The 20753-nt window shown below is 52.9% G+C and carries 18 protein-coding genes; 13 read left to right on the top strand and 5 right to left on the bottom strand.

Translation table 11 applies throughout. The annotated features are described in order from the left end of the window. From FBR45_RS00165 to FBR45_RS00155, 3 genes are all read right to left on the bottom strand, one after another. Positions 1-507: a hypothetical protein gene (locus tag FBR45_RS00165; protein ID WP_138498241.1), complete on the bottom strand. Its 507-nt coding sequence runs from the start codon at positions 505-507 to the stop codon at positions 1-3. An 81-nt stretch (positions 508-588) separates the two neighbouring features. After that, on the bottom strand, positions 589-1425 hold the full coding sequence (gene mreC / locus FBR45_RS00160; RefSeq protein WP_077923647.1) for a rod shape-determining protein MreC: 837 nt from the start codon (positions 1423-1425) through the stop codon (positions 589-591). A 99-nt stretch (positions 1426-1524) separates the two neighbouring features. Beyond that, on the bottom strand, positions 1525-2550 hold the full coding sequence (locus FBR45_RS00155) for a rod shape-determining protein (protein ID WP_077923646.1): 1026 nt from the start codon (positions 2548-2550) through the stop codon (positions 1525-1527). A gap of 188 nt (positions 2551-2738) precedes the next feature. Here FBR45_RS00155 and FBR45_RS00150 point away from each other — a divergent pair, with 188 nt between their 5' ends. The 9 genes from FBR45_RS00150 to FBR45_RS00110 all read left to right on the top strand — a co-directional run bounded on the left by FBR45_RS00150 (position 2739) and on the right by FBR45_RS00110 (position 13830). Next, positions 2739-4241, top strand: coding sequence for a GH3 auxin-responsive promoter family protein (locus FBR45_RS00150; RefSeq protein ID WP_138498239.1), 1503 nt, complete (start codon positions 2739-2741; stop codon positions 4239-4241). Positions 4242-4254: 13 nt separating this feature from the next. Next, positions 4255-4566 (top strand): nucleotidyltransferase family protein, encoded by a 312-nt coding sequence (locus tag FBR45_RS00145; protein WP_138498237.1) that lies wholly within the window; start codon positions 4255-4257, stop codon positions 4564-4566. A 49-nt stretch (positions 4567-4615) separates the two neighbouring features. Next, positions 4616-6001 carry an AAA family ATPase gene (locus FBR45_RS00140; protein WP_138498235.1) on the top strand — a complete coding sequence of 462 codons (1386 nt, stop codon included), beginning with the start codon at positions 4616-4618 and terminating at the stop codon, positions 5999-6001. Further along, the gene (locus FBR45_RS00135) at positions 5988-6587 is read left to right on the top strand and encodes a hypothetical protein (RefSeq protein ID WP_138498233.1); all 600 of its coding nucleotides are present in this window, start codon (positions 5988-5990) and stop codon (positions 6585-6587) included. Before FBR45_RS00140 ends, FBR45_RS00135 begins: the two co-directional genes overlap by 14 nt. Next, complete coding sequence (locus tag FBR45_RS00130; RefSeq protein WP_138498231.1) at positions 6584-7756, top strand: 1-deoxy-D-xylulose-5-phosphate reductoisomerase; 1173 nt, start codon at positions 6584-6586, stop codon at positions 7754-7756. The genes FBR45_RS00135 and FBR45_RS00130 overlap by 4 nt, the downstream gene beginning before the upstream one ends. 198 nt (positions 7757-7954) lie before the next feature. Beyond that, positions 7955-9274, top strand: coding sequence for an RIP metalloprotease RseP (rseP, locus tag FBR45_RS00125; protein WP_138498229.1), 1320 nt, complete (start codon positions 7955-7957; stop codon positions 9272-9274). Between the two features lie 70 nt (positions 9275-9344). Further along, on the top strand, positions 9345-9839 hold the full coding sequence (locus FBR45_RS00120; protein ID WP_246082056.1) for a DUF6702 family protein: 495 nt from the start codon (positions 9345-9347) through the stop codon (positions 9837-9839). A 178-nt stretch (positions 9840-10017) separates the two neighbouring features. Beyond that, positions 10018-12507, top strand: coding sequence for an endopeptidase La (lon, locus tag FBR45_RS00115; RefSeq protein WP_138498227.1), 2490 nt, complete (start codon positions 10018-10020; stop codon positions 12505-12507). A gap of 66 nt (positions 12508-12573) precedes the next feature. Next, positions 12574-13830, top strand: a complete 1257-nt coding sequence (locus tag FBR45_RS00110) for an AGE family epimerase/isomerase (RefSeq protein WP_246082055.1) — start codon at positions 12574-12576, stop codon at positions 13828-13830. 30 nt (positions 13831-13860) lie between these two features. Here the strand turns inward: FBR45_RS00110 and murQ are convergent, their stop codons facing one another. Next, positions 13861-14664 (bottom strand): N-acetylmuramic acid 6-phosphate etherase, encoded by an 804-nt coding sequence (murQ, locus tag FBR45_RS00105; protein WP_138498222.1) that lies wholly within the window; start codon positions 14662-14664, stop codon positions 13861-13863. A 35-nt stretch (positions 14665-14699) separates the two neighbouring features. Next, on the bottom strand, positions 14700-15704 hold the full coding sequence (locus FBR45_RS00100; protein WP_246082054.1) for a hypothetical protein: 1005 nt from the start codon (positions 15702-15704) through the stop codon (positions 14700-14702). A gap of 237 nt (positions 15705-15941) precedes the next feature. On the opposite strand from FBR45_RS00100, the gene ilvD reads away from it, so the two are divergent. The 4 genes from ilvD to ilvN all read left to right on the top strand — a co-directional run bounded on the left by ilvD (position 15942) and on the right by ilvN (position 20722). Next, positions 15942-17636 (top strand): dihydroxy-acid dehydratase, encoded by a 1695-nt coding sequence (gene ilvD / locus FBR45_RS00095; RefSeq protein WP_138498220.1) that lies wholly within the window; start codon positions 15942-15944, stop codon positions 17634-17636. A 16-nt stretch (positions 17637-17652) separates the two neighbouring features. Next, a complete protein-coding gene (locus FBR45_RS00090) occupies positions 17653-18228 on the top strand; it encodes an O-methyltransferase (protein ID WP_138498219.1) in 576 nt (191 codons plus the stop codon). A 45-nt stretch (positions 18229-18273) separates the two neighbouring features. Continuing rightward, positions 18274-20016 carry a biosynthetic-type acetolactate synthase large subunit gene (ilvB, locus tag FBR45_RS00085; RefSeq protein WP_138498217.1) on the top strand — a complete coding sequence of 581 codons (1743 nt, stop codon included), beginning with the start codon at positions 18274-18276 and terminating at the stop codon, positions 20014-20016. Between the two features lie 169 nt (positions 20017-20185). Further along, on the top strand, positions 20186-20722 hold the full coding sequence (ilvN, locus tag FBR45_RS00080) for an acetolactate synthase small subunit (RefSeq protein ID WP_077923757.1): 537 nt from the start codon (positions 20186-20188) through the stop codon (positions 20720-20722). The last annotated feature ends 31 nt before the right edge of the window (positions 20723-20753 follow it).

The following is a 20753-nucleotide window of genomic DNA, read 5'->3' as shown; positions in this document are numbered from 1 at the left end:
TTAGTTTCGCGTAAAGAATTGGATCAGCACAATGCTGACGGTTGTAAACAGGGTGCTGGCGCCTACCCGGATCAGCGTTGGGATCAGCAGGGCCAGGCTGTTGGCTTCGATGAAAAACAACGCGGCATGATGAATCAGGGCCAGCAGAAACACATACCGAAAAAAAGCACCCGTACCCAGCTCCTTTAGGGAAAACTCGATACGCGATTCCAGCCCCGGCACATCGATCTGCGACCGCACGACCAGCGGCCGACAGTAGGCCATCAGCACCGTAGCCGCGGCATGCATGCCGAGCGTGTTGTAAAACGTATCGACGATAATTCCCGTCGCAAAGGCGATCAGCAGCAGCCAGGTCAGGCTGGTTTCGTTGGGCAGCAGCAGTACGCAGGCAATGTAAATGAAACAGAACGCATAATCGAACAGCACCAGATTCCGCACCAGCAGGATTTGCAGCGTCAGATAAAGCAAAAACAGCAGTGAGGCCGATACGATTTCGCGAAAAGTCACAGTAGGATGGTTTTCTGGTTGCAGTATACCGGGGTCGGCTCAGGCTACGCTGGCCAGCGTCAACAACGGCGTACTACAGGGTTATTTTTCTGTCTCGATCTGTTTTTCCAGCTGCTCCTGCTCGCTCTCCAGCCGGTTTCTGACTACGTAGACGAAAGACAGGTTGCTGAAGTTAGTGGCCAGTTCAAGCGTAATATCGTGGAACGTCATATTGGGCTGAACCCCCACCGTTCTGACCCGCCCCACCAGAATACCCGGCGGAAACTTCTTGTTGAACTCCGACGTAACCACCGAATCGCCTTTGGCAACGGGCTTGTAGCGCGAGATGGCGTCCAGCTTCATCAGGTGCGGGTCTACGCCGTCCCACTTGGCAGAGCCAATCTCCTGGGCTTTGGTCAGTTCCGACGACACCATGAATTCTGAATGGAGAATCGACGTAATGACCGAGAAATGGCGATTGCAGGTCTTTACCGTACCCACTACGCCCGTCGGCGATATAACGCCCATACCCGGCATAACACCGTCTTCGGTCCCTTTGTCGATCGTGATGTAGTTGTTGGCAAACTGAGTCGTATTATTCACCACCTTGGCCACGGTGAAGTTAAACCGGTCAGCAAAAGCCGAATCGGCCCGGTATTCGGCCGGGGCCAGGGGTTTGCTCTGAAGCAGTTTGGTCAGCTGGGTATTCAGCCGCTGGTTTTCCAGGGCCAGATCGGCATTGACCTGGCGGAGGCTGGCGTATTCGTTAGCCGCATTTGTCCACGCCAGCACCTCGGCCGCGTACCGGTTCGAGGTGTTGAAATAGGTTACACTCCAGTAGTTGCTCGTGTTGATGATGAAGTAGAAACACAACACCTCGAGCAACACGAACAGGATGAAGTTTCGGCTCCGAACGAAAAAATCGACTAACTCTCCCATACCTGAACAGCCGGATCGCACGGGAACCCCGCTCCGATCCGGCTGTGTAATTAATGTTCCATAGCCAGACCGGTGATCACCGTGCGGCCCGGCCTTGTGTTAACTGATCAATACGGATCTGTACATGTCCAGATTCTTGATGACCTCGCCCGTACCTTTCACAACCGCTTTGAGCGGATCGTCGGCTACGTGAATCGGAAGTTTGGTTTTTGCACCCAGGCGTTTGTCGAGGCCGTGCAGCAGCGCTCCGCCCCCCGTCAGGTGAATACCGTTTGTGTAAATATCCGCAGACAGCTCCGGGGGCGAAATTTCAAGGGCTTTCATGGTAGCCTCTTCAATTTTCGAGATCGACTTATCGAGGGCGTAGGCAATTTCGCTGTAGGTCACCTTGATTTCTTTCGGGATACCCGTCATCAGGTCACGCCCCCGGATTTCGTAATCGGCCGGTGGGTTGTCGAGTTCGGGCAGGGCCGATCCGACTTCCATTTTGATCTGCTCAGCCGAACGCTCACCGATCAGCAGGTTGTGTTCCCGGCGCATATAGTCAACAATATCGCGGGTAAACACGTCGCCGGCAATACGGATCGACTGTTCGCAAACGATGCCCGACAGCGCGATAACCGCAATCTCGGTAGTGCCACCACCGATGTCGACAATCATGGTGCCGTTAGGCTGGGTAATGTCGATGCCGATACCAATCGCAGCGGCAATCGGCTCGTGGACCATGTATACCTCTTTGGCACCCGCGTGTTCGGCGGAGTCTTTGACCGCTCGTTTTTCTACTTCTGTAATGCCCGAGGGGATACAGATGACCATCCGGTGCGAAGGCGAAAACAGCTTGCTTCCCGTGTCGATCATCTTGATCATGCCCCGAATCATGAGTTCGGCGGCTGTAAAGTCGGCAATAACACCATCTTTAAGCGGCCGAATCGTCTTGATATTCTCGTTGGTCTTTTCATGCATCTGCATGGCCTTATGGCCGATAGCCAGCACTTTGCCGCTGGCTTTGTCCATTGCAATAATCGAAGGCTCATCCACCACAATCCTATCCTTGTGAATAATCAAGGTATTCGCCGTGCCCAGGTCGATTGCAATGTCGCTGGTTAAAAAGTTGAAAAGTCCCATTTCAGGTTGGCGCCGTGCGCCGTGTTACGAATGCAGTTTTTTGAAAGGTGAGCAAAATTAATGGATATTTTTCGAGATTGATTACATATAAATCCTGAATAATAGATGTTGACCCTGCGACCCCCTCTCCCTGATATCGGGCGGCTGCCGACAGGGGTCATTAAATTTCGCCTTACTTTTGCGCTATTATGGGAATACGTTCGGTTTTAAGTAAGCCTTTGGCAAAGTGGGTTGTAGAACGGCAGCGCGACTGGATGTATCGGCCGGCCGAAGCGCAGCAACGCTGGCTCCAGCGGCTCCTGACAGGGGGGCGCTCTACCGCCTTCGGACGGGACCACCGACTGGCCGAGGTGCAGACCGTGGCCGAATTCAGACAGGCGGTACCTGTACGCGATTACGAAGACCTGAAACCCTACGTTGAGCAGATTCTGAACGGCGGCAGCGATGTTCTCTGGCCCGGAAAACCGCTCTACTTCGCCAAAACATCGGGTACGACCTCAGGCACGAAATACATTCCGATCACCCGCGAGTCGATTCCCAACCACATCAACTCGGCCCGCGACGCGCTGCTCAACTACGTCAACGAAACGGGCAACAGCGCCTTTCTGGACAAGAAACTGATTTTCCTCTCGGGCAGTCCGGAGCTGGATCAGAAAGCCGGCATCAACATTGGTCGACTGTCGGGTATTGCCAATCACCACGTGCCGGCCTACCTGCGCACCAACCAGCTGCCCAGCTACGAAACCAACATTATCGACGATTGGGAAACCAAGCTCGAACGCATTATCGACGAGACAATCAGCCAGCCAATGTCGCTGATTTCGGGCATTCCGCCCTGGGTGCAGATGTATTTCGACCGGATTCAGGAGCGCACCGGCAAACCCATAAAAGACGTTTTTCCCGATTTTTCGGTATTTGTTTATGGAGGGGTCAACTTCGAGCCGTACCGCGCCAAACTGTTCGACAGCATCGGCAAACGCGTCGACAGCATTGAAACCTACCCCGCGTCGGAAGGCTTCATCGCCTTTCAGGATACGCAAACTGAAGAAGGTCTGCTGCTGCTGGCCGACAGCGGTATCTTTTTCGAATTCATTGCCGCCGACGACTATTTCAGCGAAAACCCACGCCGACTCACGCTGGATGAAGTAGAACTGGGTAAAAACTACGCCGTCGTGATCAACAACAACGCAGGTTTGTGGGGCTACTCCATCGGCGACACGGTCAAATTCGTTAGCCGCGACCCGTATCGGTTGCTGGTGACGGGGCGGATCAAGCATTTTATATCGGCGTTTGGCGAGCACGTCATCGGCGAGGAGGTGGAACGGGCGCTGAAAGATGTCATGAGCAAACATCCCGAAACCGAAGTGGTGGAGTTTACTGTGGCGCCGATGGTCAGCCCCAAAGAAGGCCTGCCGTACCACGAATGGCTGGTCGAGTTTTCCACGCCCCCTCACGACCCGGCCGCATTTGCCCACGATGTCGATACGCGTCTGACCGAGCTTAATGTGTATTACGATGACCTGATCACCGGCGCCATTCTGCAGCCACTCCGGCTAACGAGCCTGCCGCGCGGGGCGTTTCAACGGTACATGAAGAGTCAGGGCAAACTCGGCGGGCAGAACAAAGTGCCCCGTTTGAGCAACGACCGCACCATTGCCGACGGGTTACTGAGAACAATGAGTACTGTATAATGGCTAATGTACAATGAACATAATCGGCATTAATCGCGAATTCATTCTGGAGACCCTGAAAGCCAATCGTGACCACCTGCGGGTCGAGTTTGGTATTGAGCGTATTGGGCTATATGGTAGTTTTGCCCGAAATGAGCAGACAGAAAAAAGCGATGTCGATTTGGTTTATGATTTGGCGGAAGGGCATCGTTTATCGTTGGTCGACCGGGATCGTCTGCAACGCGTTCTGCAGAAAAAAATATACCGGAAACCCGATTTGATTAATCAACGGTTTATGAATCCTTTTACGCGGCATACCATGCTTAAAGATGTACTTTATATTTAATAGCTATTTCTCGAATAATAGTTTTATTCTCAGTTAGAAAAGAGGAAAAATGAAGATAACCGGCATCGAAATTGGTGACTACCGCCAATTTAAAAATATAAAGTTTGATTTTACATATCCCGAAGGCCACCCGAAAGAAGGGCAGCCCTTAGAGAAAGTGTGCTTCATTGGGCAAAGTGGGACGGGTAAGACAACGTTACTTAACATTATTTGGGATTTTTTCCAAGTTGTAAATGATGGATATCAATTTTCAACGAATAGATTTTCAATTTCTTCAGTAAGCCATTACGAAACATTTAAAGCCAGCATATCTGTACATGCAAAAATTTCTAACCAAGAAGTTAGCTTCAGCTCCAAGTATCTTCGTAATATTTCAGATTGGCAGGTAAATAACGATAAAGATATTGCAGGTAGTAGTTTAGATTGGATTACATCTCAACCTACCAATGTTCGTAACGCTATCAAATCTTACAACAAGCTATGTTTGTATATTAACGATTCTGCTCTTAGCAACGCACATAATCTCACCGCAAATAGAAACGATGACAATAGATCATATATCGCTAGTACTGATGAAATTTATCTTAGTAATGAGAAAAAACAAGAAGTAATTGAAAGACTAACAGCGTCAAAAATAATGGCTTTTCATTCTTGGGATGGTCGTTATTTATGGTCTTATTTACTTAATGACATTGAAAGATATGACGAAAGTTTAAAGAAAGTAGCTATCGATCTTATTCAAAAAAACAATAGCTTTTCTCCAAATCGCTTATCTGAAAACTTAAGCAAATGGCAAACAGAAAATCCTAATCCTAAGCTTGACATAGCTTCAAATTGTTTAAATCCAATTTTAAAAGACTTTTTTCTTGAAGTTGATACAGAAGGAACTGAAGCCTTAATTGTAATAAAGACAAAAAGAGGGAAACAGCTATCTTTCAATGGTATTAGCACTGGTACCAAGCAATTAATGGTAACCGCCATTCCTATATACAAAAGCCAAATCAATGACGGAGTTATATTATTTGACGAACCCGAACGCTCGTTATTTCCTGATATTCAACGAGGTTTAATCGATTATTATACCTCTCTTGCTCCCGAAGCTCAGTTCTTTTTTGCTACTCATTCGCCTATTATCGCATCAGCGTTTGAGCCATGTGAACGATTTATTTTACATTTTGATGAGAACGGTGAGGTGAAATGTCGCAACGGCGTGGCTCCAATTGGTGACGACCCAAACGATATTTTAAGAAAGGATTTTGGTATGAGTCCCCTAGTACCAGACGAAGGTGTAAAGGCCTATCGAAAGTATCTGGATCTGGCTTCTCGAATAAAGAATGAGTCAGACACTCAACGCAAAATGGAGTTGATTGCTGAACGAGCAAAACTTGGAAACGATTACAATTTCCCTGTAGCTACTCTCGATGAGAAGAATTGAAAAAAAATCTGATTCGCTTATTGTTCAGGAAAGTTTGTCTTACCGGGAAGGAAACGGAAAACAAATAGCGAATTTATTACGAGCTGAACAAAATTCTATTTGTGCTTATACTGAAGAATATTTGGGGAGGGCTGACAAAGCTGATGTTGAGCATTTTAATCCAACACTCAAAAATACTGATCAGGATGGCTACCAAAACTGGTTCCTTGTGAAAGCACAATGGAATACAGAGAAAGGCCATACAGCACGTTGGCTCAAACATCAGCCAATCTTACATCCAACCTCTGAGGATCTTCAGGAGCGTATTGTATACAGTAACGGGCAGTATATTTTAAGCAATGAGGACGATATTGAAGCTAAAAATTTGAGAAGCTATTTGAAGCTGGACGATGAACAGCTAGACAAAGCCCGTATTTATTACATTCAACGGCTTAAAGATGACCTTGCCTTGTCTGGGTTGACCGGCCAAGAGTTCATTGACTGGCGGCTAGCTTCGCCTGTCTATAAAAGCACTATATACTACATCCGCGCCGTCGAAGAAGAACTGAACGTCAAAGTTAACTTTGACTTATTAGAGCATACATGACTAAATCTCCCAAACGGCATATTGCCATCCTTGGCTCAACGGGTTCGATCGGTACGCAGGCCGTAGACGTCGTTAAAGCGCATGCCGACCAGTTTCAGGTCGAAGTGCTGACGACCAATAACAACGCTGAACTACTGATTCAACAGGCTATCGACCTGCAGCCAAACGTAGTCGTTATCTGCAACGAAGACCGGTACAACCAGGTTTTTTCGGCCCTCGATCCGCTCGGGATCAAGGTATACGCCGGTGCCAGCGCCATTGCGTCGGTAGTGCAGATGGATAGCATCGACATGGTCCTGACGGCTATGGTTGGCTACGCGGGTCTGCTGCCTACCATCAAAGCCATCGAAGCCGGCAAATCCATCGCGCTGGCCAATAAGGAAACGCTCGTTGTGGCGGGCGAGCTGATTACCCAGCTGGCCGCCAGCAAAGGCGTCAATATCTACCCCGTCGATTCTGAACATTCGGCTATTTTTCAGTGCCTGGTGGGCGAGTTTCACAACCCCATCGAAAAAATTATCCTGACCGCGTCGGGTGGGCCATTCCGGGGTAAAGACCGGGCTTTTCTGGCAGGGGTTACCAAAGCGCAGGCGCTGAAGCATCCGAACTGGACAATGGGCGCTAAAATCACCATCGACTCGGCCACACTGATGAACAAAGGCCTGGAAGTCATCGAAGCAAAATGGCTGTTCGGCCTCTCGCCCGATCAGGTAGAGGTGATCGTCCATCCGCAAAGTATCATTCACTCGCTGGTACAGTTTGAAGACGGGAGCCTGAAAGCGCAGATGGGCCTGCCCGATATGCGCCTGCCTATTCAGTTTGCGCTGGGGTATCCGAATCGGCTCAGATCCGACTTTCCACGGTTCAACTTCCTGGACTACCCGGCGCTGACGTTCGAGCAGCCCGACCTGAAAACGTTCCGCAACCTTCAGCTCGCTTTCGATGCGCTGGACCGGGCCGGCAACGCCCCCTGCATCATCAACGCGGCCAACGAAGTAGCCGTCGATGCGTTCCTGCACGACCGCCTTGGATTCCTCGACATATCGGACGTTATCGAGTCCTGTCTGGTTACGGTACCGTTTGTGCAGAACCCAACCTACGACGATTACGTAACGACAGACAAAGAAACACGCCGGATTGCCGACGAGCGAATCAAAACCCTGGTTTAAGCGTTACTATGCTGTACTTCATATCGGGATTGCAGCGTTTTATGTTGGTATATTCGCCAGATAATCGGGTCAGATATAACAACTCGGGTAATTAGGTATAAAAACGGGACTATTCCGGTACAACTCCCACTCACTGTAGCATTTTCCGTACAGCGTTTACCAGCCAGCCGGTAGTATAAAAAGCATAATTTGTAACGAATGGAAGTTTTAATCATGGCCGGACAGCTCATTCTGGGCTTGTCCATCTTAGTGGGCCTTCATGAATTAGGGCATTTGGTTGCGGCCAAAGCATTTGGCATGCGGGTAGAACAGTATTTCATTGGTTTTCCGCCTAAAATCTGGAGTATCAAGCGGGGCGAGACCGAATATGGGGTCGGCGCTATTCCGCTCGGCGGATTCGTCAAAATTTCGGGAATGATTGACGAGTCGCTCGATACCAAGCATACCGATACCGAACCGCAGCCGTACGAGTTTCGCGCCAAACCAGCCTGGCAGCGCCTGATCGTTATGCTCGGCGGCATTATCGTCAACGTCATTGTCGGTATTCTGATTTTCGTCGTACTGGCCTATAAAAACGGAAATACGTACCTGGCGGTGCAGGATGCGAAATATGGCATTGTAGCCTATGACCTGGCTCAGCAGATCGGCCTTCGCACCGGCGATAAGATCGTAAAGGTCAACGGCAAACCCATTACCGACTTCAGCGACGTGCGCAGCTCCGAAGTGCTGCTGGGCAACAACAGCTCCTACACGGTTGACCGCAACGGTCAGCTGATCGACATCGATATTCCGAATAACTTCATCGACAAACTGGCCGACAAGAAAAACGCATCGGGGCAGTTTCTCGAAGCCCGCGAGCCGTTTAAAGTAGGCGAAGTGGTACCGGGGCAGCCCGCCCAGAAAGCCGGCCTGCGCGAAGGAGACCTCATCACCAGCATCAACGGCAAACCTATTCAGTTCTATCACGAATTTATCGATCAGGTTAAGCCCCTCAAAGGCAAAGCGCTCGCTCTTGGCATCAGCCGGAACGGCCAGCCCCTGACCATCAGGATGACCACCAATCCAGACGGTACTATCGGTTTTTACAAAAAGTCGCTGCTTAAGCTGACCACCCAGGAATATACGTTCGGGCAGGCGCTGGGGGTTGGTACCGAAAAAGCGTTTGGCGTGGTTTATGACAACATCAAAGGCTTCGGCAAGATCTTCCGGGGTGAGGTGTCGGCGTCGAAAGCGCTGAGCGGTCCGATCGGTATTGCGCAGAATCTGTTTGGCGGCATCTGGGTATGGGATCGGTTCTGGACCGTAACGGGTCTGCTTTCTATGGCGCTGGCGTTCATGAATGCCCTGCCAATTCCGGCCCTTGACGGTGGCCACGCTACCATTCTGGGGTACGAAATCATCTCGGGCCGCAAGCCATCCGACCGTTTCCTGGAAGGAGCCCAGCGCGTAGGCATGGTCATTCTCCTCGGTCTGATGGCTTTTGCTATCTTCAACGACGTATTCAAAGCTGTTTTCTAAGCCCATCGGCGCGACCTGACCATTAGTCTTCACCGAAGTCAGGTCGCGCTGGTACAATCACCCGTTTCCTGTGTTCAGATTGGCGTGTTTCTGCTTTCTTATCATTGGACTGTCGGCTGGCCGACCGGCGCACGACTTCCATGCCAGTGTGACGCAAATGCAGTACAACCCGAAAGACCGCGTTTTTGAGATCAGCATCCGGGTTTTCACCGACGACCTGGAAAAGGCGCTGGGTACGCTGACGAGCGAGAAAATCAACCTGGACTCAAAAGCCAAGACCGATCCGCTGATCGAAAAATACATCCGTACCCATTTTGCCTACGTAAATCCTCAGAAGCAACCGAAGCCATTTCAATACATCGGTTACGAAACGGAAGCCGACGCCCACTGGCTGTATCTGGAAATGCCTTATGCAGAACCATTCAGAGGAGGGCTGTTAAGGCAAAATGTCTTTATGGAATTATTTGATGATCAGGTCAATATGGTCAACGTTCAGTACCAGGGACAGAAAAAGACCTTCGTTTTTCGTAAAAATCAGTCCGTTCAGGAGATTTCTATCCAATAGCTTAATCCCGTTAGCTAAGCCGGGGATTGGATACTTATTTTGCGGCTGTAACAACCCACGTGCCGATTCGTCTTAGTGTCATTATTGGCACACCTCTTGCCCCAATTAGGTTTCCTTACCTTTTATTGATACAGACACCCAATACTAGTTTGAATGCTGCCAAACTGGCAGTGTGCGTATGATTTCAGAAAAAGAATTAGCTACTCGTTTGTTGCTGGCCGATTTCGATTCGGACAATTTGGAGATTGTGCCGTTCGGACCCCCAGAAGGCCTGGATGAAGAGTATGATATACCCGATAATCTGCCCATTCTGCCCGTACGTAATACCGTGCTGTTTCCCGGCATGGTTATTCCCGTAACGGTTGGGCGCTCTAAGTCAATTCGTCTTGTCAAGAAAGCCTACAAGGGTAATCGCATCATTGGCGTAACGGCTCAGCTTAACCAGCAGAAAGATGAACCGACTGCCGATGACCTCTACCGGCTCGGTACGGTGGCGTACATTATTAAGATGATTACGCTGCCCGACGGCAACATCACGATTATCATTCAAGGCAAGAAGCGGTTCGAGATTCAGCAATTCACCCAGGAAGATCCGTACATGACGGCTCAGGTTCGTCAGGTTGATGATAACTTCCCGAATGTACACCGCAAAGAAGGCAAGGCACTGCTGCAGTCGCTGAAGGATGCGGCTTATAAGATGCTTCGGCTCAACCCCGAAATTCCGCAGGAAGCCCGAATTGCCCTCGACAACATCGAAAGCCCCACCTTTCTGGTTCACTTCCTGTCATCGAACCTCAATACCGAGGTAGCCGACAAACAGCGGCTGCTCGAAACGCTGGACGGTGGTCAGCAGGCCAATCTGCTGCTTGAGTACATGCTGCGCGAGGTGCAACTGCTCGAACTCAAGCGCGAAATCCAGTCCAAAGCGTCGTCGGACCTCGATCAGCAACAGCGCGATTATTACCTGAGGCAGCAGATGAAAGTGCTGCAGGACGAGCTGGGCATGGACAACCCCGACCGGGAAATCGACGAACTACGGATGCGGGCCGATCGAAAAAAATGGTCGACCGAAGTCCGGGCTCATTTCGATAAGGAACTCAATAAACTACAGCGCATCAACCCCATGGCTCCGGAATATCCGGTCACGATGAATTACGTGGAGCTGATGGTCGACCTGCCCTGGAATGAGTATACGAAAGACAATTTTGACCTGAAGCGGGCGCAGAAAATCCTGGATACCGACCATTTCGGGCTCGAAAAGGTAAAGGAACGGATTATCGAATACCTGGCCGTTCTGAAGCTGAAGAACGACATGAAGGCGCCCATTCTGTGTCTGTATGGCCCGCCGGGTGTCGGCAAAACCTCGCTGGGCAAATCGGTAGCCAAAGCCCTTGGGCGTAAGTACAGCCGCATGGCGCTCGGTGGCGTACACGACGAAGCCGAAATTCGCGGCCACCGCAAAACATACATCGGTGCCATGCCAGGCAAGATTATCCAGAACATCCGCAAGTGCGCCACCGCCAACCCGGTTTTCATCCTGGATGAGATCGACAAGGTCAGTAGCGACTTCCGCGGTGATCCATCGTCGGCCCTGCTCGAAGTGCTTGACCCGGAGCAGAACAGTACGTTTATGGACAACTACCTCGAAACGGAGTTTGATCTGTCGCGGGTACTGTTCATTGCCACGGCCAATTCGCTCGATACGATCCACCCCGCTCTTCGCGACCGGATGGAGATCATCGATATTGCGGGCTATACGGTCGAAGAAAAAGTACAGATCGCCAAGAAGTACCTGATTCCGAAACAACGCAAAGATCACGGGCTGAAGCCCAAAGATCTGGTCATTGAAGATAAAGCCATTCTGCGCATCATTGAAGGCTACACCCGCGAATCGGGCGTCCGGAATCTGGAGCAGAAAATCGGCGCCCTGGTTCGGAAAGTGGCCAAGTCGATCGCGATGGAAGAAGAATACAACCATGTCGTGAAAGCAGCGGACATCCCAAAAATGATCGGAGCCGAGATTTTCGACAAGGAACTCTACGCCGACGACGACATTGCGGGCATCGTTACCGGCCTGGCCTGGACCCAGGTAGGTGGCGAAATTCTGCTGATCGAAAGCAGCCTGAGCCGCGGCAAAGGAACCCTGACGCTATCGGGTCAGCTGGGCGATGTGATGAAAGAGTCGGCGATAACGGCGCTGTCGTACCTGAAGGCCCACGCCGACGATCTGGGCATCGACTACCGGACGTTCAACCATTATGATCTGCACGTTCACATACCAGCGGGTGCCGTTCCTAAAGATGGCCCGTCGGCGGGTATCACCATGCTAACATCGATGGCGTCGATCTATACCCAGCGTAAGGTTCGGCCGTACCTGGCTATGACCGGCGAGGTAACCCTGCGCGGCAAAGTGCTGCCCGTTGGTGGTATCAAAGAGAAAATCCTGGCAGCCAACCGGGCGGGTATCAAAGAGATCATCCTGTGCTCGAAAAACCGGAAAGATATCGACGAGATTAACCTGGCCTATATCAAAGACCTGACATTCCATTATGCCGACACCGTCGATCAGGTGCTCGACATTGCGCTGCTGCCCGGTCAGGTTGGTAAACCCATGAAGTTTATTCTGCCCGAAGACAAAGAACAGCGCGAGCTGGAGCGGTCTTACTAACAGCAACATAGACACAACAGGCGGGCTGGAGCGGATAAATTCTGTTTCAGCCCGCCTGCTTCGTTTGTGCGGGCGCTTATCTTTACCCTTGTGCTTGACTTCCAGAAATCCGCTGCCGATTATGTACAGGCCCTGACCCGGCAGATCCTTCCTTTCTACCTTAAAAACGCCCCCGACCCCCAGTACGGAGGTTACTTCGACCTGCTATCGACAACGGGCGAGGTCATTGAAGGCGATAAGTTTGTTACGGCGCAGGCCCGGCAAGCCTGGGTTTTCGCCTGGCTGTATAACCAGCTCGACGCCCAGCCCGCTTATCTTCAGCATGCGCAGCGGGGTGGCGATTTTTTGAGTCAGTTTGCCCACGATCCGACGCTCAACTGTTACAGCATCCTGGATCGGCTGGGGCGACCGATTGCCCCCGCGGTCGATTTGGTGCCGGACTGCTCAGTGATACTGGCCTACGTTCAGCTATACCGGGCCACCGGCAGCGATGAATGGGCTATGCTGGCAAAACAAACCTTTGCCAACCTGATGGCCCGGCGAATCTCCGTCCGTACCGAGCAGGCCGGCACCGTTGGCGGCTTTCGGTCGGTACGTCATCTGAGCGAGCCGGCAGCCTTGCTGGAAGCGGTGCTGGCCATCTGGCCATTGCTGGACGAAGAAGGGGTTAAAGACGCAGTAGAAACGGTACAGGCCGACCTGATGACCGAATTCCTCGACCGGCGTTCTGACAGTCTGCGCGAGTTTATCCTGCCCGAAGGTGCTTTTCTGAACACGCCCGAAGGCCGTCGGCAACACGTTGGGCTCACCTTCCGGGTGGTTAGTGCCCAGCTGAGTTTATGCGCCGAGCCGGATCTGATGGCGGCCATCCAGGATCGGAATGGGGCCCGTAAGCTGGCGAGTCAGGTCGTGAGCTGGGGGCTGCGCGTCTGCGAACAAGCCTGGGACGAAACCGCGGGTGGCCTGGTGGCCTTCACCGATTTGAAAAGCCAGCCGACCATTTTTCCTGATTCGCGACACAAATGGGCCTGGGTTCATACCGCAGCCCTCGCGGCCCTGATCAAAAGCTATTACCACACCCGACAGCCCGACTGCCTGAAATGGTTCAGGCGTATTCAGGAATACATGTTCCGCTATTTTCCGGACCCAGCCCAGCCCGGCTGGCATATGCTCCTCGACCAAACCAATCAGCCGCTGGCATCGGCGAAAGCGACCCCAGCGGCTGAGCATGGTATTCTTATTCATAGTCTGGCCGAAACAGCGCAGACCTTATCGCAGTGTGCTAAACTACCCCAGAAGGGGCAGCGTAAACGGCCGGCCTAGCCCATCGCCAGGCACCGGCGGGAAAAGCCGTTAGGGGTTCAGATAGTGATCGACGGCGTTGCGGACGCTGCCGTACTGGGCCAGCAGCTGCTCGGCGGTCTCGTAGTCGACCCCGGTTTCGCTGATGACCATCTTGGCTGCCCGGTCGCGTAGTTTCAGGTTCGATAACTGCATATCGACCATCTTATTTCCTTTTACCCGGCCCAGCTGAATCATCGCCGATGTCGAGATCATGTTGAGCACCAGCTTCTGGGCCGTACCGGACTTCATGCGGGTGCTGCCCGTAACAAACTCGGGCCCTACCACAACCTCTACCGGGAATTCGGCCGCTGCCGCCACCGCCGAACCTTCGTTACAAACCACACAACCGGTCAGCAATCCGGCCGCCCGGGCTTTCTCCAAGCCACCAATCACGTAGGGTGTACGCCCCGAAGCGGCAATACCAATGACCGTATCGAGCGGTTCAGGATGGTAAGGTGCTATATCCAGCCAGGCCTGGTCCGGATCATCTTCGGCATATTCAACGGCCCGCCGAATGGCTTTATCACCACCGGCGATCAGGCCAATGACCAGGTCGGGCGATACACCGTAGGTGGGCGGACACTCTGACGCATCCACAACCCCCAGCCGACCGCTGGTACCTGCGCCGATGTAGATCAGCCGTCCGCCTTCTTTCATGCGTTTGACGATCTCGGTGACCAGAGCCTCGATTTGAGGAATGGCTTTTTCAACCGCCAGCGGTACTGTTTTGTCTTCGCGGTTAATATTGGTAAGCAGGTCGTGGACCGACATCTGCTCAAGATGATCGTAGTGAGAAGCGGTTTCGGTTGTCATGCCGCAAAAATAAGGGAAAGCGGTCTGACTCCCGTTTACTTAACCGGCTTTTGAACGGCACCGGCCGACTTCAGCTCGTTCACCTGCCGTTGCAGTTCAATTACGTACAGGGTCAGCTCTTCTACTTTTTCCAGCAGTTTGGCGTTCATCTGCACCAGATCGACCCCCTCACGGGTGACCTCTTCGGCCGATGGAATGCCTGGCAAATGCTGGTTGGCTCTGATGAACTGGGCTACTTCACTCAAGGGCCGGAGCCGGTAGGTCGGCGCAAAAACCCGATCCGCCCAGTCGGTAGGTTCATTGACGCGCAGCCGGTAGGTAGCCATCACCACCTCGCCCCGCTCGTTGACGCTCAGGAATCGATCGGTACGAGCCGAAACAGGGCTTCGGTCGTTCAGCTGGCCAAAGCGCAGGCCGCTCTGGTCAGGCTGGTCAGCCACCACGTCGAGTTTGGCCACGGGCGACGAGGTGCCGATGCCGACGTTTGCGCCATTACCCAGCACGAGGGCATTGCTGCTCAGTACGCGGGCATTGGCTCCGATCGCCGTAGCATTCGACAGGCCGACCCCGATGGCCATAGCGTTAGCGCCCAGCAGGGTATTGTCGTTACCGTCCAGATCATTAAAGCCAGCGCCCGTACCCATGATCACGTTCCGGTGACCGCCCTGATTACGCTGGCCAGCGTTATAACCGATAAATACGTTGTCGCTACCCGATATGTTCAGTTTGCCAGCTTCGTAACCAACCAGGGTGTTGTTGCTGCCGGTGGTGTTCGGAAAACCCGCTTTGTAGCCGTAGTACGTATTGTAGGAACCCGAGGTGTTGCTCTGTCCCGACTGGCTCCCCATAAACGTATTGAAGGTTCCGGTTCCGCCAATCGTAGCCGTAGTACTCTGCCCAATGAACAGGTTGTTTGTACCGTTTACAGATTGAATACTGACCACCTGATTATCAGGAGTTACGATCTGACTTTGTGCATGGGTCATGGTAAGGGTAGCACAAAAACCGGCCGTCAGCAGCAGCGTATATGCTTGTTTCATATAAACGTGGATTTTCAAAGGGATACCATTCATCAAATTAAGTACAAAGTAAAAGTAATATCATAGATCCGCAACAGATGACTCCGATCCTTCTCGCCGGTGCAAAAACAGGAGTCAGAGACTACGGCGAGCCTATGAGTTTCTTTGGTCAGGATTTGCCCAAAAAATTTTGATAAGTTAGACGGAGACTGTTTATTTACGGCAACATTACGCAATCAGCGAAATTTCGCTATAAGCATGATTACTAAAAACACCGAACTAAACGCCTTTAGCCGCACCCTCACTCAGGAAGTAAGCAATCCTGCTGCCAAAGCCATGCTTTATGGGGTAGGACTCACGGAAGATGATATGCAAAAGCCTCAGATCGGTATCGCCAGTACTGGTTACGAGGGCAATACCTGCAACATGCATCTGAACGGATTATCCGTTTACGTGAAACAGGGCATTCAGGCTAATGGGTTAGTTGGGCTTATTTTTAATACCATCGGTGTGTCGGACGGCATGACCAACGGAAATGCTGGCATGCAGTATTCGCTGCCCAGCCGCGATCTGATCGCCGACAGCATCGAATCGGTCGTGGCGGCTCAGTGGTACGACGGTGTCGTCACGGTGGTCGGCTGCGATAAGAACATGCCGGGCGCTGTTATGGCAATGGCTCGTCTCGACCGGCCCGGCATTATGGTGTACGGCGGCACGATCCGTTCGGGCCATTATAAAGGTCAGAAACTTGACATCGTATCGGCGTTCGAGGCCCTGGGCAAAAAATACGCCAACAACATCTCCGACGAAGATTACGAAGGCGTTATTCGCAATGCCATTCCCGGGGCGGGTGCCTGCGGAGGTATGTATACGGCCAATACCATGGCCAGCAGCATCGAAGCAATGGGCCTCAGCCTGCCCTTTAGCAGCAGCTACCCCGCAACGCACGAAGGCAAACAGGAAGAGTGTAAGAAGATTGGAGCTGCCATGCGTGTGCTGCTCGAACAGAATATCACCCCGGCCGACATCATTACGACCAAATCCATCGAGAACGCGCTGACCATCGTTATGGCGCTCGGCGGCTCTACCAACGCGGTGTTGCACTACCTCGCCATTGCCCGGGCCGCCAATCTGTCATTATCCCTCGACGATATCCAGGCCATCAGCGACCGTACCCCTTTGCTGGCCGACCTGAAGCCCAGCGGCAAGTATTATATGGAAGACATGCTGGCGATCGGTGGTGTACCAGCGGTGATGAAATACCTCTATCAGCAGGGTATGATCCACGGCGACTGCATGACCGTAACGGGCAAAACGGTTGCCGAAAACCTCGCCGACGCACCTGACCTGAATTTCGACACGCAGAAAATCGTATTTCCGCTGACGCAGCCGATCAAAAAAACCGGCCATATCCAGATCCTGCGCGGCAACCTCGCTCCCACCGGCTCCGTAGCTAAAATTACGGGTAAGGAAGGCGAACGCTTCGAAGGAGTCGCCAAAGTATGCGAACACGAGGGTGAAGTCATAGAAGCGCTGTCGAAAGGCGAGATTCTACCGGGTCAGGTCATCGTAATCCGGAACAGCGGCCCCAAAGGCGGTCCGGGTATGAGCGAAATGCTGAAGCCCACCTCGGCCATCATGGGCGCGGGCCTGGGCGACAAAGTAGCGCTGATCACTGACGGGCGTTTTTCGGGCGGCACCCACGGGTTTGTGGTAGGTCACGTTACCCCCGAGGCCTTCGAAGGCGGACCGATCGCGCTGGTAAAAGATGGCGACCTGATCACGCTCGATGCCGTTGGTCGTGAGCTTACCCTGCACGTATCGGACGACGAGCTGGCCGAGCGCCGAAGCCACTGGGTACAGCCCCAGCCGCGGTTCAGCAAGGGCGTGCTGGGCAAATACATCCGGAACGTAAAGTCGGCCAGCGAAGGCTGCGTAACCGACGAATTCTGAGAAAACGACTTACAGCATGTTCAGTGACGACGTTCATACACTGCCCCCTGCCTATGCCGACATTGAAGCGGCCAGTCAGACCATTCGCTTTTCGATGCCATCGGACCGGCAAACGGGGGCTATACTGAAACTGCTGGCGGCTTCGAAACCCAAATCGAAGCTGCTGGAAATTGGAACGGGTACCGGACTGGCTACCGCCTGGCTCCTGGCCGGTATGGACGCCGACTCAACGCTGACATCGATCGATAACGAACCGGCCTATCAGGCCATAGCCCGCCAGGTCCTGGGTGCCGACGCCCGCCTTCAGCTGGTGTGCGCCGACGCCGGAAACTGGCTGGAAACAACCGATCAGACATTCGACCTGATTTTTGCAGACGCCTGGCCGGGTAAATACGCCAACCTCGACGCTACCCTGAACGCCCTGGCGCCGGGTGGCCTGTACGTCCTTGACGACATGCTGCCCCAACCCAACTGGCCCGACGGTCATGGCGACAATGTCGATAAACTCGTCCGCGAACTCGAAGGCCGCCACGACCTGCACCTGGTCAAACTGGCCTGGTCGACCGGGCTTCTGATTGCCAGCCGTAACTAACCACAGCACACAACAAACGACGGAACATATTAAACGCACCCCCTTATGGAAACGGCCAGCGTGACACCCGATATAGATACTACGCCCGAGACGGTTCAGCTCCTCTCTGGCGCTCAGGCCCTGATGCACTCCCTCGTTGCCGAGCAGGTCGATACCATTTTCGGCTACCCCGGCGGAGCCATCATGCCTGTTTATGACGCCCTGTACGACTTTCAGGACCGCATCAACCACATTCTTGTGCGGCATGAACAGGGGGCAGGCCACGCAGCCCAGGGCTATGCCCGGATGCAGGGTCGGGCAGGCGTGTGTCTGGTCACCTCCGGACCGGGTGCCACCAACCTCGTTACGCCCATTGCCGATGCCCTGATCGACTCAACACCCCTGGTTTGCATCGTGGGTCAGGTCGGTAAAAAGCTGCTCGGTACCGACGCCTTTCAGGAGGCCGATGTAATGGGCGTTACCATGCCGATTACGAAATGGAACTATCAGATCACAACCGCCGACGAAGTTCCCGAAATCATAGCCCGGGCCTTCTACATTGCCCAGTCGGGTCGTCCCGGACCGGTATTGATCGATATCACCAAAAGTGCCCAGTTGGAGCTGATGACGCAACCCTACTCGTACGAGCGGTGCAGGACCATTATCAGCTATCGGCCCCGTATCGTTCCCAAACCTGAACAGGTTGAGGCAGCTGCCAAACTGATCAACGGAGCCAAACGGCCTTACATCCTGGCCGGACACGGGGTACAGCTCGCAAAAGCCGAAGACGAGCTACGACAGTTTGCGGAGAAAACCGGCATTCCGGTAGCTACCACCCTGCTGGGCCAGTCGACCATTTCGACCGACCACCCGCTATACGTGGGCTGGCTCGGAATGCACGGCAACTACGGCCCCAACGTACTGACCGACGAAGCCGACGTGATCATTGCTATCGGCATGCGTTTCGATGATCGGGTTACGGGCGACGCCAGCAAATACATCAAACAGGCCAAGGTCATTCATATTGAGATCGATCCTTCCGAAATCGATAAGATCATCAAAGCCGACGCGCCCGTGGTGGGCGACGCCAAAGAAGCCCTCAAAGCGCTGCTGAAACTCGTTCACCCCAACGACCATACTGTCTGGCGAAATGAGTTCCGGAAATATGATGCCATCGAAAACGAGACCATCACCGTACCAAGCCTCTCCGGCGAGAGCGAGAAAATCCAGATGGGTGAGGTCATTGACCTGCTGTCGAAGAAAACCAACGGCGAGGCCGTACTGGTTACCGACGTAGGGCAGCATCAGATGATGGCTTCCCGCTATTACCAGTTCCGCCGACCCAACAGCCTGGTTACGTCGGGCGGTATGGGCACGATGGGGTTTGCATTACCAGCCGCGTTCGGCACCAAAGTGGGTGCGCCCGACCGCACGGTGGTGGCGATCATCGGAGATGGCTGTTTCCAGATGACCCTGCAGGAGTTGGGCACCATTGTGCAGAACAAACAACCCGTTAAGGCCATCATCCTGAATAATAACTTTCTGGGTATGGTTCGGCAGTGGCAGCAGCTATTCCATGAACGGCGCTACTCGTTCGTAGAACTGCAAAACCCGGACTTTATCACTATTGCCAAAGGGTTCGGCATGGACGGGCACACCTGCTCCGAGCGCGAAACCCTGTCCGAATCGCTCGACCGGATGCTGGCCCACGACGGTCCGTATCTACTCGAAGTCATTGTAGAGAAAGAAGAAAACGTGTTTCCGATGGTACCCGCCGGCACCAGCGTATCGCAGATTCGACTGACCTAGTGTGCAGCGGGCGATGCTGCCTGACCGGTATGATGGCCACGCTGGCCCGGGGCTTGTTTATAAAAATCAAGTTGGCAGACCATTCGTCATTGGCTATTTATGGCTGCGGGTACCCGGCAGGTAGGCCGCTCCTGACAGACTGGTTCAGTGACAATAAATGTCTTATACCATGACAACTTACACCATTTGCGTTTTTACGTCGAATACGATCGGGCTGTTGAACCGCATCACGATCATTTTCACGCGCCGGCGCATCAATATTGAAAGCCTGACTGTATCGGAAACCGAGCGGAAAGGGGTATCCCGTTTTACGATCGTGATCAAGCACGAGTCGCGCGAAGAAGTGGAAAAGCTGGTTCGGCAGATCCGAAAAATCGTAGAGGTGATGGCTGTTTTCGGCTACCTCAACGACGAGATCGTCTACAACGAAATTGCCATGTTCAAGATTTCGACTCCGCTGGGCGCCAAACCCCTCGACGTCGAAACGATCAACAGCAAATACAAAGCCTGGGTCGTATACTGGGGGCTGGATTATGTAGTGGTCGAGAAGACGGGCACCGAAACGGACATCTTCGATTTTTTTGCCTACATCCGCCAGCAGCACGACATTCTGGAGTTCGTCCGGTCGGGCCGGGTCGCCGTCGGCAAAACGGAGCAGGGCCTGGTCGAGTACCTGCCCGAAGCCGAATGGGCCTATTACCTCTAGACCATTGGCCCGCTCGGGTCCTGGCCAGAAA

Source organism: Spirosoma lacussanchae (genome assembly GCF_005870035.1).
Classification (GTDB): Bacteria; Bacteroidota; Bacteroidia; order Cytophagales; family Spirosomataceae; genus Spirosoma; species Spirosoma lacussanchae.
The sequence above is the reverse complement of the archived record's forward strand: the minus strand, read 5'-3'. Positions and strand labels throughout refer to the sequence as shown.